9 protein-coding genes are annotated in these 14,276 nt (G+C 59.8%); 5 read left to right on the forward strand and 4 right to left on the reverse strand.

Going from position 1 to position 14,276, the window contains the following annotated elements:
* Positions 1 to 9: 9 nt before the first annotated feature.
* Positions 10 to 444: a MarR family transcriptional regulator gene (locus tag LIX91_RS02055; protein WP_003363288.1), complete on the forward strand. Its 435-nt coding sequence runs from the start codon at positions 10 to 12 to the stop codon at positions 442 to 444.
* A gap of 95 nt (positions 445 to 539) precedes the next feature.
* Entirely contained in the window at positions 540 to 2,759 is a 2,220-nt protein-coding gene (locus LIX91_RS02060) for a FimV/HubP family polar landmark protein (protein ID WP_226487905.1), read from the forward strand.
* A gap of 32 nt (positions 2,760 to 2,791) precedes the next feature.
* Here LIX91_RS02060 and LIX91_RS02065 read toward each other — a convergent pair whose 3' ends face one another.
* Positions 2,792 to 3,142 (reverse strand): topoisomerase DNA-binding C4 zinc finger domain-containing protein, encoded by a 351-nt coding sequence (locus tag LIX91_RS02065; RefSeq protein WP_003418240.1) that lies wholly within the window; start codon positions 3,140 to 3,142, stop codon positions 2,792 to 2,794.
* Positions 3,143 to 3,687: 545 nt separating this feature from the next.
* Here LIX91_RS02065 and LIX91_RS02070 point away from each other — a divergent pair.
* The 3 genes from LIX91_RS02070 to LIX91_RS02080 all read left to right on the forward strand — a co-directional run bounded on the left by LIX91_RS02070 (position 3,688) and on the right by LIX91_RS02080 (position 10,586).
* Positions 3,688 to 6,693 carry an autotransporter serine protease gene (locus LIX91_RS02070; RefSeq protein ID WP_226487906.1) on the forward strand — a complete coding sequence of 1,002 codons (3,006 nt, stop codon included), beginning with the start codon at positions 3,688 to 3,690 and terminating at the stop codon, positions 6,691 to 6,693.
* A 91-nt stretch (positions 6,694 to 6,784) separates the two neighbouring features.
* Complete coding sequence (locus tag LIX91_RS02075; RefSeq protein ID WP_226487907.1) at positions 6,785 to 9,901, forward strand: autotransporter serine protease; 3,117 nt, start codon at positions 6,785 to 6,787, stop codon at positions 9,899 to 9,901.
* Positions 9,902 to 10,295: 394 nt separating this feature from the next.
* Complete coding sequence (locus LIX91_RS02080) at positions 10,296 to 10,586, forward strand: hypothetical protein (protein ID WP_226487908.1); 291 nt, start codon at positions 10,296 to 10,298, stop codon at positions 10,584 to 10,586.
* A gap of 52 nt (positions 10,587 to 10,638) precedes the next feature.
* Here LIX91_RS02080 and LIX91_RS02085 read toward each other — a convergent pair whose 3' ends face one another.
* The 3 genes from LIX91_RS02085 to LIX91_RS02095 form a co-directional block, all read right to left on the reverse strand.
* On the reverse strand, positions 10,639 to 11,214 hold the full coding sequence (locus LIX91_RS02085) for a Bro-N domain-containing protein (RefSeq protein ID WP_226487909.1): 576 nt from the start codon (positions 11,212 to 11,214) through the stop codon (positions 10,639 to 10,641).
* A 416-nt stretch (positions 11,215 to 11,630) separates the two neighbouring features.
* Positions 11,631 to 12,749 (reverse strand): HNH endonuclease signature motif containing protein, encoded by a 1,119-nt coding sequence (locus LIX91_RS02090; protein ID WP_003418229.1) that lies wholly within the window; start codon positions 12,747 to 12,749, stop codon positions 11,631 to 11,633.
* A 166-nt stretch (positions 12,750 to 12,915) separates the two neighbouring features.
* Positions 12,916 to 14,163 (reverse strand): ribonucleotide-diphosphate reductase subunit beta, encoded by a 1,248-nt coding sequence (locus tag LIX91_RS02095; protein ID WP_002554639.1) that lies wholly within the window; start codon positions 14,161 to 14,163, stop codon positions 12,916 to 12,918.
* Positions 14,164 to 14,276: the final 113 nt, after the last annotated feature.

Consider the following 14,276-nt stretch of genomic DNA (forward strand, 5'->3'; position numbering starts at 1 on the left):
AGTTTCCTTATGCCAATGACTGATGAACATCGTTTCGGGATGCAACTCGGACACCTCACGCGAGGCTGGCGTGCGGAGCTGGATCGCAGGCTGGCCGATCTTGGCCTGTCTCAGGCTCGCTGGTTGGTCTTGCTGCACCTTGCGCGCTTCACCGAACCGCCTACCCAGCGCGAGCTGGCGCAAAGCGTGGGCGTAGAAGGCCCCACTCTGGCGCGTCTGCTCGACAGTCTTGAAAAACAGGGCCTGGTGCAGCGTCAGGCGGTGCTCGAGGATCGACGTGCGAAAAAGATCCTGCTCAGTGACACGGCATTGCCCCTGATCGAAAAAATTGAAAACATCGCCAATGTATTGCGTATCGAGTTGTTCGAGGGCGTGAGCGAAGAGGATCTGCGCGTCAGCATGCGTGTGCATTCGCAGATTCTCGCCAATCTCGAAAGATCCTGAGACGAAGCTGCGCATTCTCAACCATAATCGTTAAACGGATACTGACGTCCATCTGATTACGTGAGAAGCCTGCCGTGGTTTCCATAAGGGTTCGCATGCTGAAGAGTTCACTGGCTGCTGTCGAAGGTGCAGGCCGCAAGGCGCGCGATGCGTTTGGCAAGGGCGTGTTGGCGGTTTCGTTGCTGACCTGCTCCACGCTGGCGTCCGCGTTGGGCCTGGGTGAAATCACTTTGCACTCGGCGCTCAACCAGCCGTTGAATGCCGAGATTCAGCTGCTGGAAACCGGCGGTCTGAGCAATGAAGACGTGGTCGCCCGGCTCGCATCACCCGAAGCGTTCGCCAGGGCTGGAATAGAGCGCGTGTTCTTTCTCAATGACCTGCGCTTCACGCCGGTTCTGCGTGGTGACCGCGGCGTGATCCGGGTGGTTTCCAGCAAGCCGGTCACCGAACCCTACCTGAGTTTTCTCGTCCAGCTGGCGCGGCCGAATGGCGATTTGCTGCACGAATACACGCTGCTGCTCGATCCTGCCACCTCGGCGCAAGGCCTGGCCGCCACGCGCAGCCGCAACCAGCAGCGCTCGGCGACCTCCGCTTCGGAAAGCCGCATGCCGGTCGCGCCACCGGCGGCCGTGCAGGGCAAACGCTATACGGTGGCCAGTGGCGACACGCTCAATGGTATCGCCAGCCGCTTGCAGGGACCTGGCAACAAGGTGTCGGCAAGCCAGCTGGCGGACGGTATTCGTTCGCTCAACCCGCAAATCTTCGCCGCAGGCGCCGGGTCTGCGCTTAAAGTTGGCCAGGACCTGTTGCTGCCGGACGCTGCAGTGCTGCCGACCGCCGCAGCGCCTGCCGCAAGCGCTACGGCGCCGTCGCCAAAGCCTGTCGAATTGCAGCGTACCGCCGAGCAGTTGTCGGCCGCTGCCATCGAAAACCAGCAATTGACTCAGTCACTGGAGGCGCTCAAGGCGCAGACGCAGGAATTGCAGGAAGAGATGAGTGGCAAGGACAAACAGATCATCGCCTTGCGCAGTGATCTCGCCGCTGCGCAATCCGCTGCCACGCCAACTGCCACGCCAGCTGCACCGGCAACAGTCACGCCAGCACCTGCGACACCTGCAGTTGCGCCTGCCGCGCCTGCTCAACCTGTTGCTGCATCGGGCAGCGATTCATTCCTCAGCCTACCGATACTGATCGCTGCCGTACTGATCGTGCTTTTGCTGGTGGCATTTGCTTATTCGAAACGACGTCAGCAGCGCAAGGAATCAGCGGCGCCCGCCGCCATCCCGGATGACCAACTGATCAAGCCCGCTCAGGCATCCATGCTTCCGGTGTTCGAAGTGCCCGCTGTTGCGCCGCAGCCCGTGGTCCAGAGCCCATCGACGCCGGCACCGGCCAAGCCATCGCCAGCACAACGCTCGCCTGGCGCTGCTCCGGATGCGCTGGATGGCGTGAGCATTTACATCGCCTACGGACGCTTCACCGAGGCGATGGGTATTCTGCGCAGCGCCCTGGAAACCCAGCCCGAGCGCGATGACATACGCATTCGCCTGCTGGAGTTGCTGGCGGAGCAGGGCGACGGCACTGGTTTCGTTCGCGAAGAACAGGCTGCGCTGGAGCACGGCGTCGATCCGCAGACCATTCAGGACATCCGCGATCGCTTCCCGCAGCTCAAGGCTGCCGAGATCGCTCCCGTTGCGGCGGTCGTCCCGGCTGTCGCGGTGGCAGCCAGCACATTGTCTTTCGATAAGTCCGAGCCTGAGCTCTACCTGCAGCCCGAGGCTGAGCCAGAACCCGCCGCGCAGCTGGATGAAAGCGCGGCTGCCGCGCTGAACCCGCAGCACGCCGACGAGTTTCAGTTGAACCTGGACGACCTGTCGATGGACGCCGACTGGGATCTGGTCGACCCGTTCGACAGCCCGCCGACGCGCGCCAAGCCTGCCGCTACACCAGCGCCGGCTGAAGTCGACCCCGGTTTTTCTTCGGACCTGACCCAGTTGCCGGAAGTCTTCGAGCTCTCGGACGAACAGTTCCTCAGTGATTTCTCCGAGCCCGAGGTGGTTGAGCCAGTCGAAGTACTTGCGCCATCTGCCGCCGACGGCCTGAGTGACGATTTCCTCGACAGCTTCATGAACGATGACGCTGATTTCGACCTGCTGGATCTGGAAGAACCGCCGCTCAGCCAGATCAATCAGGCGCAAGTGCTGATCGAGGACGGCGATCTCGAATCGGCCCGTGAAATCCTCCAGCAGATCATTGACGAGTCCGATGAGGAACATCAGCGCATGGCGCGCGAGCTGTTGGCCAACATCAGCTAAGTGGCGCTTTTGAGGAGCGACCGGTCTGGCGTTTAGCGAAAGATCGGTCGGATCCCCCGGCATGTCGGATAGGCCACACAACCCCAGAATTCCCCCGCGTTCTTGCCGGTGCGCGCCACCTTGATCACCATGGTTTTCCGGCAGTGCGGACACGCAGGCGCCGCAGGCTTTGCCGTGGGTGTTGGCGGCGCAGGTTGACGGGGCTTCTTGTCGGGTTTGGCGCGGCGGGTTCTGACCGGCGCTTGCGGCTCAGGCGAGTGCACTGCAGGCGTAACGGGCTCCGGGGGCTGTTGCTGGCTCGGTGTGCCTCCTGCAACCCGGCTCAATAAACCGCGCAGTGTCTTGATGAGTGATTTCAGCGCAGAGGCCGTGTTGCGTGCCATGGGAGTGCCTTGGGTCGGGTCGCGATCAGGGCAGCATGGTGCAGGCATCCTCGTCGTGGCGCAAATACCTGGTTCCGCCGCTAAGCAGGCCACGCCTTGGATAGGACGCGGAGCGTCCTGAACGGCATTACCACACGCGCCACTTATCGTGCCCATCGCTCCGCGTGGGCATGCCGTTCATGACGCTCTGCGTCATCTTTTTCCATGAATCTCCGAATGGATATTTATTATCGCCAGACAAGTTTTGGCGCCCTCAGACATGTAACGCTGTTGGCAACTGTCACTGGAAACACTAGCTAGCGCGCGAGAAAAATAAATCGCGTGCAATTAAATGGCCACTATCCAGTAACTCATCTGAACAATAAAAATAAAAACAAACCCAATGAATTCAATTATCTATCATTGAAATATATGCCCTGCGATGCATTATCCTTATGTCTTAACCTTTGTATCAGAATTGAAATAAAACTGTTGCCAAGTTTTACACTGCGGACTATGTTCTGGAATCGCTCAATCAAGAGCCAACCAGTATCAGGTGTGCAGGGATGCAAAAGTCGAAGTGGGTGAGTGTTGTCCGTTATTCGTTCAAGCCTGTAGCAACCGGCGCGTTTTGTGCGCTGTCTTTTACAGTTGGCTGCTCGGCTTATGCTGACTATGTCGAGCAGGGCAAGCCGGGTGACGCTGCCAGCTGGCGCTCGGCAGAATTCCAGAGCGACTGGGGTCTGGGCCGTATTCAGGCTGATCAGGCCTACGCCGCTGGCATCACCGGGGCAGGCGTCAAGATCGGTGCGCTGGACTCGGGCTTCGACCCGTCCCACCCGGAAGCCACGCCGTCCCGCTACCACGCAGTCACCGCTACCGGCACCTACGTTGACGGCTCGCCGTTCAGCATCACCGGTGCCATCAACCCGAACAACGACACCCACGGCACGCACGTCACCGGGACCATGGGCGCGGCGCGCGATGGCGTCGGCATGCATGGCGTGGCGTACAACGCGCAGATCTACGTTGGCAATACCAACCAGAATGACAGCTTCCTGTTCGGCCCCAACCCCGACCCGCAGTATTTCAAGGCGGTGTATGGCGCCTTGGCGGATGCCGGCGTGCGCGCCATCAACAACAGCTGGGGCAGCCAGCCGGCCGACGTGACCTACGCCACCGAAGCGGGCGTGCGCGCTGCCTACGCTCAGCACTACAACCGCGGCACCTGGCTGGACGAAGCGGCGAATGTCTCGCGCAAAGGCGTGATCAACGTCTTCAGTGCAGGCAACAGCGGTTACGCCAACGCCAGCGTGCGGGCGTCGCTGCCTTTTTTCGAGCCGGACCTCGAAGGTCACTGGCTGGCCGTGTCGGGCCTCGACAGCAGCAACGGTCAACGCTACAACCAGTGCGGCCTGTCCAAATACTGGTGCATCACCATGCCCGGTCGGCTGGTCAACAGCACCGTGCCGGGCGGCGGTTACGGCATCAAATCCGGCACCTCCATGTCCGCGCCGCATTCCACTGGCGCACTGGCACTGGTGATGGAGCGCTTCCCGTACATGACCAACGAGCAGGCGCTGCAAGTGCTGCTGACCACCGCCACCCAGCTCGACGGTTCGATTACTCAGGCACCGACCAACAGCGTCGGCTGGGGTGTGGCCAACCTGGAGCGGGCAATGCGCGGTCCGGGCCAATTGCTCGGCACCTTCGACGCTAACCTGGGCGCAGGTTTGACGGATGTATGGAGCAATAATATTTCCGATCAAGCGCTGATCCAGCGTCAGGCCGAGGACGGCGCCGAGCAGGCCACCTGGCAGCAAACCCTGATCAGCAGAGGCTGGCAGAACGGTGTTGCCAGTACCGCCAGCCAGCAGGATCAGGCCGATTACGCCACCGGCACCGCTCGCGCCGCCGCGGCTGCGCAACGCCAGTATCAGGGCAGCCTGATCAAATCCGGCGCAGGTCGCCTGATTCTGGAGGGCGCCAATACCTATCGCGGTGACACACTGGTCAATGGCGGTTTGCTGTCGGTCAATGGATCGCTGGTGTCAGCCGTGCAGGTTAATGCTGGCGGCACGCTGGGCGGCAATGGCCAGATCGGCGGGCTGACAGCGCGCAACGGCGGTATCGTCGCGCCGGGCAATTCCATCGGTACATTGCAGGTGAATGGCAATGTCACCCTCGAGCCGGGTTCAACCTACGCCATCGAGCTCTCGCCAACCGCCAGTGACCGCATCGTCGCTACCGGCAGCGCTACCGTGTCAGGCGCCAACATGACGCTGGCGCTGGAGAATGCAACGCCAGTGGCCTTGAGTGCTGCACCGGTCCAAAGCGTGGTGGGTCGCCAGTACAATGTGCTGCAAGCCGCCAATGGCATCAACGGCCAGTTTGGCAGCGTCACTTCCAATTACGCCTTCCTCGGTGGCCGACTCGACTACGCAGCCACCGGCATCGCACTGAACGTCGAGCAAACCGCCGCTTTCAACAGCGTGGCGCAAACCTCTAATCAGGCTGCTGTGGCGACTGCCGCCGAACAGCTCGGTGCTGGTAACGCGGTGTATGAAAACCTGCTGCTTACCCAGAGCGCTGCCTCGGCACGCAACAGCTTCCAGCAATTGTCCGGCGAAATTTACCCGGCCATCGGCAGCGTGTTGATCAACGATAGCCGTCAGGTTCGCGATGCGGTGGGTGAGCGCCTGGGTGCCAGCGTGTTCGGCACCGATGGCAACACTGCCGCACAAGACAACGTCTGGCTCAAAGCCCTGGGCGCATGGGGCAAGACCGACTCGCGCGACGACACCGCGGGTTACACCTCCTCGATTGGCGGGCTGCTGGCCGGTGTCGATGGCAACCTTGCCGATGACACACGTCTGGGCGTCGTCGCAGGCTACAGCGACAGCTCGTTGAACATGGGCTCCGGCACGCATTCCCGGGCGTCGGTGGACAGCTACCATCTGGGCGCGTACCTCGGCCATGAAATCGGTGCGCTGCGCCTGACCCTCGGCGCCGCACACAGCTGGCATCGCGTCGACGCGCAACGCGACGTGCAGGTCGGCGGCGCAGCGGGCAAGGAGAAAACCAAACACGATGCGCAGAGCACGCAGGTGTTCACCGAGGCGGCGTATCGCATTCACCTGCAACCCGCGACGCTTGAGCCGTTCGCCAATCTGGCCTACGTCCACCTGAACACCGATGGCTTCACCGAGAAGGGCGACGCCGCAGCGCTGTCTGCCGGTAGCGACAACCGTGATGCGGTACTCAGTACCCTGGGCCTGCGTGCCCTGAAGAGCATCGCGATCAGCGACCGTCAGAAGGTCGACCTGTCCGGCAGCCTCGGCTGGCAGCACAACCTGAGCAACACCGATTCCGAACAGCATCTGGCATTTGCCTCCGGTGGCAGCAGCTTCGCTATAGAAAGCTCGCCACTGGTGCGCGATGCCGCGCTGGTCGGTGCTCACGCCAGTCTGGCGTTGAGCAAGGAGGCAAGGATCAGCCTCGATTACAGCGGCCAGTTGGCCAGTCGTGAGAAAAGTCACGGTGTCGGCCTGAGTCTTAACTGGCAGTTCTAAGCAGTACGCAACCCTAAACCCAAAAGAACGACGCGCATGCGGATGCATGCGCGCGGAGATTCGTGCGCGTTAACTAAGGACGGTAATTTTCATGAAAGATGCATTCAGCACCCGACACACCTCTGTCAAACCCCTGAGACAAGCCATTCGGGCGGTCAATCGCGCTTCCTGCGGCGCGCTCGCCTGCTACCTGGCGACACTGGGCGTGGCTCATGCCGCACCGTATGTGGAAGCAGGGCAGGCGGGCAATGCCGCCAGCTGGCGCAGTACCGAATTCAACGCCGACTGGGGGCTTGGCGCGATCAACGCGGATCAGGCCTACGCCGCTGGCTACAGCGGCAAAGACATCAAACTGGGCATCTTCGACCAGCCGGTGTACGCCCCGCATCCGGAATTCGCCAGCCCCGACAAGGTGGTCAATCTGGTCACCAGCGGCATCCGCGAATACACCGACCCGTACATCCCGGTGAAGGCGGGCGACGCTTTCCGTTACGACGGCGCACCGAGCCTGGACTCCGGCGGCAAACTCGGTAACCACGGCACCCACGTCGGCGGCATTGCCGGTGGCAATCGCGACGGCGGGCCGATGCACGGTGTGGCCTACAACGCGCAAATCATCAGCGCCGACAACGGCGACCCGGGCCCGGAAGACGGCATCGTGCTGGGCAACGACGGCGCGGTGTATCAGGCTGGCTGGAACGCGCTGGTCAACAGCGGCGCGCGAGTCATCAACAACAGTTGGGGCATCGGCATCACTGATCGCTTCAGCAAGGGCGGTCGCGACCCTGCCTTCCCGCATTTCACCGTGCAGGACGCGCAAGTGCAGTTCGACCAGATCCGCCAGATCCTCGGCACGCGTCCGGGCGGTGCGTACCAGGGCGCTATCGATGCCGCACGCAGCGGCGTTGTCACCATTTTCGCTGCGGGTAACGACTACAACCTCAACAACCCCGACGCGATGGCCGGGCTCGGCTATTTCGTACCAGACATTGCCCCCAACTGGCTGACCGTCGCTGCCCTGCAACGGAACCCCAACGCCGCCGCAGCCGTGGCCACGCCGTACACCCTGAGTACGTTTTCCTCACGTTGCGGCTACACAGCCAGCTTCTGCGTTTCTGCACCCGGTACGGGCATCTATAGTTCTGTCCTCAACGGCACCAGCCTGGCAGACCTGACCGTCGGCTGGGCCAACAAGAACGGCACCTCGATGGCCGCGCCTCACGTCGCAGGCAGCATGGCTGTGCTGATGGAGCGCTTTCCGTACATGACCGGCGCGCAGGTCGCCGACGTCCTGAAAACCACCGCCACCGATCTTGGCGCACCGGGTGTCGACGCGCTGTACGGCTGGGGCATGATCAACCTCGGCAAGGCGGTCAACGGCCCGAGCATGTTCGTTACCGAAGCGGACATTCCTGCCGAGTTTCGTATCGACGGCGCCTACGGCGACAGCCAGTTCGTGGCTGACCTGCCTGGCGTCGGTGCGATTGTCGATGCCGGCAAACCGACCCAACGCACCTGCAGCGGGCCGCAATGCGGGCTGGACGTGTGGAGCAACGACATCTCCGGCCACGGCGGCCTGACCAAACAAGGCATCGGCACCCTGGTGTTGAGCGGGGCCAACAGCTACAGCGGGCCGACGCTGGTCAATCAAGGTCGCCTGGCCATCAATGGCTCGCTGGCCTCTGCGGTCACCGTCAACAACGGCGGCATACTGGGCGGCAATGGCAGCGTCGCAGCACTGACCGCCAACCAGGGCGGCACCGTCGCGCCGGGCAACTCCATCGGCACGCTGCAAGTGGCGGGCGACCTCAACCTGGCTCCGGGCTCGACCTACGCGGTTGAATTCTCGCCCACCGCCAGCGACCGCATCGTGGTCGGCGGCACCGCGACCGTGAGCGGCGCCAACATGGCCCTGTCCCTGGAAAACGACAACCCCGCGCTGCTCAGCAGCAACCAGACCCGCAGCGTGGTCGGTCAGCAGTTCAACGTGCTGCAGGCGACTGGCGGCGTTCAGGGTCAGTTCGGCTCGGTGACCGATAACTACACCTTCCTGGACGGCAACCTGGCCTATACCGGTACAGGCGTGACACTGGCCCTTGCACGTAACGGCGACAGCTTCGCCAGCGCCGCACAAACCGACAACCAGCGCAGCGTGGCCCAGGCCATCGAGCAACTGAGTGCGGGCAACTCGGTCTACGAGGGCATCATCCTCAGCCAGGACGCTGCCAGCGCACGCCGCGCATTCACCCAACTGTCGGGCGAAGTGCATCCGGCCATCGCCACGCAATTGATCAACGACAGCCGCCAACTGCGCGACGCCGTGGGTGATCGTCTGCGCGTAGAAGGCTTGTACGAACAGCCAGCACCGGGCACTGAAGACAACTCGGTGTGGGTCAAGGCGCTGGGTGCCTGGGGCAAAAACAGCGGCAGCAGTGACAGCGCCAGCTCGACCTCATCGCTGGGTGGCCTGTTGGCAGGCGTCGACGGCCTGATCAGCGAGCACACCCGTTTGGGCGCGATGGCAGGTTACAGCGACACCTCGCTGAGCCTGGGCGACGACACCCACTCGCGGGCTTCGGCAGACAGCTACCACCTGGGTGCCTACATCGGCCACGAACAGGGCGCACTGCGCCTCACCGCAGGCGCATCGCACAGCTGGCACCGCATCGATGTGAAACGCGACCTGCAATTCGGCGCGTTTTCCGACCGTCAGAAGGTCAAGCGCGACGCCCAGTCGAGCCAGGTGTTCACCGAAGCCGCCTACCGCCTGAACCTGCAGCCGCTGGCACTGGAGCCATTCGCCAACCTGGCTTACGTCCACTTCGACAGCGACAGCTTCACCGAAAAAGGCGGCGCCACAGCCCTCAAAGGCAGCGACGACACCCGCGACACCGTGCTCTCGACCCTGGGCATGCGCGCCGGAAACCGCTTCAACCTCAACGACACACAAAAACTCGACGTCTCCGCCACCCTCGGCTGGCAGCACAACCTGAGCGACACCTCGTCGGAACAACACCTGGCCTTCGCCAGCGCCGGCAACAGCTTCAACGTGCAAAGCGTCTCCATGGACCGCGACGCCGCCATAGTCGGCGCCCGCGCGAGCCTGGCCCTGGGCAGGGACGCACGCATCAACCTGGACTACAACGGTTTGCTGGGTGCGCGGGATAAAACCCACGGCGTGGGCTTGTCGCTGGATTGGCAGTTCTGATGGAGGATGCCTGCGGGGTGCAGTAGCCCCGCAGGCTCTAGACACCTAGCGTGCCCACCGCTCCGCGTCACATCCAAGCCATCACGGCCTGATAACTCACGAATCCAAGCTTTTGGCCAAATACCGTGAAGCGCACCGGGCAACGCTTCTGCCCGCAGGGCGTAGGAGCGAACTTGTTCGCGATCTGCCGGGAACCGGCAGTAAAACCTGTGCGTGCGATACATCCTCTGCAAACCAAGTCTCAAAGTCGGGCTATTCAAACCTCCCACAAAGTTGTTCTCACCGAACAACCCAAATCCCCAACAATCACCTCAACAAACAAAATTTGATGGCCCAATACCATCATGGTAAAACCTTGCAACAGACACTCGTCTGCACTCGCTAAGGAATAGCCATGAAAAAGACAGGGACAGGCCTCGTCGCCATACTCGCACTGCTCTGCGCCTTCACCGCACACGCCAGAGAAACCCAGGTAACAGACGCCTCAATCGTCAAAGCCATCATCCAGGAATCCATCGACAGCTACCCCGGCAACTGCCCATGCCCCTACAACGCTGCCCGCAATGGCAGTCAATGTGGCAAACGCAGCGCGTACAGCCGCGAAGGCGGCTACGCACCCATCTGCTACAAGGATGACGTCACCAAAGAAATGATCAACGACTACCGACGCCGCCTGAAAGACTGATTCGACGAGACACAATGGCCGTCACCGACATGTCACGGCCATCACCACGCATTCAACCCAGCCGAGAGGCAGGCAGCACCGCCCGCCACCAAGACCTGCCCAGACTGCGCGGACGCGCCTCAACCTGCATCTGCGGATGCGCCAACAGCATCGGCATATCCCGCAACCGTATCCACGGCTCACTGTGCCAGTGCAACATACTCACCGACAACCCCGGCCACTGCAGCATGCTCAGGTTCGGCGTGCAGTCATCGAACGGCACCTGCCCATCCCGCAACGCAGGCACCACCTCATGGGTAAGCCACTGCCGCAACCCGCGATTCTCCGCGTGATAGTGATGCACCATCATCGCGTACGCCCCCGACTCACTGACCATCAGCTCTGACTGCGCTTCGCCGTGCAGGTCGAGCGTGATCATGCGGTGCTGGTCAGCGTCCAGCTTGCGTAGGGTTCGCTCGTTCAAAGGCCAGCCGATCATGCGACCCAGATCACGGGCGCTGAACCAGGGTTGGTTTTCGAGGAGGAGGGCGATGAGCTGGCGGTTGTGGCGGTGGAAGGGGGTTGGGGTGAAACTGGCACGCACCTCGCGCGGCTGACGAGCACTTGCCCGAAATAGATTGCTTAACATGCTGACCTCTACGTATGAGCTGAAATGACGTTAAAGACCAACGCAGAGCGGGCGTAAGAAAACCCAACTGAGCGGATCAGCAAAGCCGAGATTCCCGTTCAATTAGAACGATTGGAATCTGAAGCTATGCGTGAACTCGCTGCATCTACGTTGGGTGTTTCTTAGGCACCGGCGCATACGATACCGGCGCTGGCAACGTGTCGATATCGGACAGGGGAGGGAGGGGCTGTCAGGGGTTTCCGATTTTTGGAGTGCATTGGGTCTCGGCAGCTTGGATTAAGCTTGAAGTTGTGCGAATAAGGATTGCTTGATAGTTATTTGGTTTTAGAAACTCGCGACCATTACACCGCCACAGTCGGTTGGCTAAGCCGTCTGTGCTCTGGGTTAGTGATGTGTGAAAATCTAGTTTAGCAAAGTTAATACTTGTTTTTGTTCGCTAGCCAAGGAGATTCTTTTGATGAGATTATTTGCTTAAGCATCTCATTTTTCTGCTCGCCCATTTTTCCGTAGTGAATTTCTTTATGGCATGCCGGGCAGAGAGCTGCTATAAATTGTGGGTGGTCTAAGCCGCCATCTGATAAGCGATTTATGTGGTGAGGTTCTAAATAAGGCTGTTCTTTTTTTGTGATGAAAGGAGCAGATTTCTCGCAGCTTTCACATGCCCCATTAGCTCGTCGTAACACATAGTCTTTTACTGCTTGGCTTCTAGCATACACTGTACGAATAGCCGTCATCTTGCCTTTGCTAGGCAGCGCAACGGTTGCTTCATATGCGCGATTGCGGAGTATCTCTATTTCAATTTCTTGTTGGTCTTCTTGCAGAAATTCGCTCGGGCTTTCTTCGTTTGCTAGCAGATCTATTACAGGGATTAGATGAAAGATTAAAACTTTTCGTGTAGTGCCTTCTCGATCTGGTCCGTCGGTCCACGAGATATCTGCGCATGAAAACTCACCAATGTATTGCTGTCCTTTCCGCTCATCGAGCGCTTTGAAAAGGTGTAAAGTTCGACCGGTTTCTGCGTGTTTTTGAATAGCTAAATTACCCCTAGTTAGAGTCATATCCCCAATCTGACCCTCACCGGTATACGAGTAAACACCACTCGCATCGATCTCATCCCGATACCCGTATTGTTCGCCTGACGAACCAGTGAATAAAAATACTGCAGGTGCTTTATCTGATGGTGCTATCCCGCTTTGAAAACTACCGCCGAACGGCGCATGAATCTCAGACCTTCGGTCATATATTTCTCCCTTTACGAACTCAAGTCTTGGTGATTTACGTAGATCTACGATCTCAAACCCGCGAGCACGAAGATATCCATTTGTAGGTCTACCTCCAGTAAAGTCGTGAACCGCTATGCCGGTGGCGAGAGAAACGATTTTTTTCGCAGGGTACAGCTGATCCTCAACTCGGATAGCAAACTTATGTGACCTATTCGATTCCCATGTAGCCCAATCAGGCTGCTTTCTGAGCTCTTTATCGAATTTTTTCAGTGCCTGTTCAATCGCTTTCTTTTCAACAGCTGGAATCGCCACGTTCCCATCCTTGTAGGAAAAATCTCCTACAACTGTACGAAATGGACGAGCGTCTTGGCTACCTATACGATTACCTAGGTCAGAAAATTCTTAAATGACTTTTCACATTACATAAAAAAGGCCGCCTCTCGGCGACCTTCTTTGTATATTGCTGGACTAATGCGAATCAATCCCAGCTCAAAGCCCCACCTGTCTGATACTCAATAACCCGCGTCTCAAAGAAATTCTTCTCTTTCTTCAGGTCCATGATCTCGCTCATCCAAGGGAACGGGTTGGTCGTCCCTGGATACTCTTCCTTCAAGCCAATCTGGCTCAAGCGACGGTTAGCGATGAATTTCAGGTAGTCCTCCATCATCGCCGCGTTCATGCCGAGTACGCCGCGGGGCATGGTGTCGCGGGCGTATTCGATTTCCAGCTGGGTGCCTTGCAGGATCATCTGCGTGGCTTCTTCTTTCATCTCGGCATCCCACAGGTGTGGGTTTTCGATTTTGATCTGGTTGATCACGTCGATGCCGAAGTTCAGGTGCATGGACTCGTCGCGCAGGATGTACTGGAACTGCTCGGCGACGCCGGTCATCTTGTTGCGGCGGCCCATGGAGAGGATCTGGGTGAAGCCGCAGTAGAAGAAGATGCCTTCCAGTACGCAGTAGTAGGCGATCAGGTTGCGCAGCAGCTCTTTGTCGGTTTCGACGGTGCCGGTTTCGAACTTCGGATCGGAGATCGAACGGGTGTACTTCAGGCCCCAGGCTGCCTTTTTGGCGACCGACGGGATCTCGTGGTACATGTTGAAGATCTCGCCTTCATCCATGGCCAGCGATTCGATGCAGTACTGGTAGGCGTGGGTGTGGATCGCCTCTTCGAAGGCCTGGCGCAGGATGTACTGGCGGCACTCCGGGTTGGTGATCAGGCGGTACACGGCCAGCACCAGGTTGTTGGCAACCAGCGAGTCGGCAGTGGAGAAGAAGCCCAGGTTGCGCATGACGATGCGGCGCTCGTCGTCAGTCAGGCCTTCCGGGTTTTTCCAGAGGGCGATGTCGGCGGTCATGTTGACTTCTTGCGGCATCCAGTGGTTTGCGCAACCGTCCAGGTACTTCTGCCAGGCCCAGTCGTACTTGAAAGGTACGAGCTGGTTGAGGTCGGCGCGGCAGTTGATCATCATTTTTTCGTCAACGGCGACGCGGGCGCTGGCGCCTTCGAGCTCGGCCAGGCCTTCAGCGACGTCCAGTGCGTCCAGCGCTTTCTTGGCGCGGATCAGGGCAGCGGAGTCGGCGGCTGTAACGGCGCGGGCTTCTTGTGCAGCCAGGCCACCGGCGCTGTCGAGGCGGTCCATGTTGGCTTCGTTGGCGTGGCCGGCGTTGGTCGCTTTGGCGACTACTTCGCCGTCTTCTTTATCGAATTCGTCCCAGCTCAGCATGGTGTACTTCTCCTGCTTGAGGGTCAGTCGGGTGGACTGGCCTGTTGGATCCAGAGGGGGTGTTGCTTGCTTTTAAGGTGTTGCGCGCAAGGAACATGAATTTTTGGCTTTTG

The organism is Pseudomonas sp. B20 (genome assembly GCF_020515755.1).
GTDB lineage: Bacteria > Pseudomonadota > Gammaproteobacteria > Pseudomonadales > Pseudomonadaceae > Aquipseudomonas > Aquipseudomonas syringae.

What these genes read in the sequence shown, in the direction of transcription:
- LIX91_RS02055 (WP_003363288.1), top strand. Translation starts at nt 10, where the DNA reads ATGCCAATGACTGATGAACATCGTTTCGGGATGCAACTCGGACACCTC.
- LIX91_RS02060 (WP_226487905.1), top strand. Translation starts at nt 540, where the DNA reads ATGCTGAAGAGTTCACTGGCTGCTGTCGAAGGTGCAGGCCGCAAGGCG.
- LIX91_RS02065 (WP_003418240.1), bottom strand. Translation starts at nt 3,142, where the DNA reads ATGGCACGCAACACGGCCTCTGCGCTGAAATCACTCATCAAGACACTG.
- LIX91_RS02070 (WP_226487906.1), top strand. Translation starts at nt 3,688, where the DNA reads ATGCAAAAGTCGAAGTGGGTGAGTGTTGTCCGTTATTCGTTCAAGCCT.
- LIX91_RS02075 (WP_226487907.1), top strand. Translation starts at nt 6,785, where the DNA reads ATGAAAGATGCATTCAGCACCCGACACACCTCTGTCAAACCCCTGAGA.
- LIX91_RS02080 (WP_226487908.1), top strand. Translation starts at nt 10,296, where the DNA reads ATGAAAAAGACAGGGACAGGCCTCGTCGCCATACTCGCACTGCTCTGC.
- LIX91_RS02085 (WP_226487909.1), bottom strand. Translation starts at nt 11,214, where the DNA reads ATGTTAAGCAATCTATTTCGGGCAAGTGCTCGTCAGCCGCGCGAGGTG.
- LIX91_RS02095 (WP_002554639.1), bottom strand. Translation starts at nt 14,163, where the DNA reads ATGCTGAGCTGGGACGAATTCGATAAAGAAGACGGCGAAGTAGTCGCC.